General features: G+C 63.8%; 1 pseudogene. It reads left to right on the top strand.

From position 1 onward, the window contains the following. Nucleotides 1–222 (top strand): annotated as a pseudogene (locus tag SB816_RS33420) (GntR family transcriptional regulator); the annotation flags it as partial. Between the last annotated feature and the right edge of the window lie 32 nt (nt 223–254).

Here is a 254-nt window from a genome sequence, read left to right as displayed (position 1 = left end):
CCGTTGATCGTGAAGATCGCCGACGAAGTCGCGGAGACGATGGATCAGCCGTTGTGGAAGCGGCTGAAGGACGACGGCATCTACGATGCCTGCCGGATCCGGCTGTACGTGTCGGAACATCGGCTGATCTACGAGGCGATCGTGTCGGGCGACGCCGATGCGGCTGCGTTCTACGACGAGCAGCACATTCGCCGCGTGCGACGCGACATCGCGCCGAAGTAGGGTGGCGGTGGCGGTTTGGTTCTGAGCGCGAC

This window comes from Achromobacter sp. SIMBA_011 (assembly GCF_046535435.1).
In the GTDB taxonomy this organism is placed as follows: Bacteria; Pseudomonadota; Gammaproteobacteria; order Burkholderiales; family Burkholderiaceae_B; genus Achromobacter; species Achromobacter dolens.
This window is presented reverse-complemented; position numbering and strand designations above follow the sequence as displayed.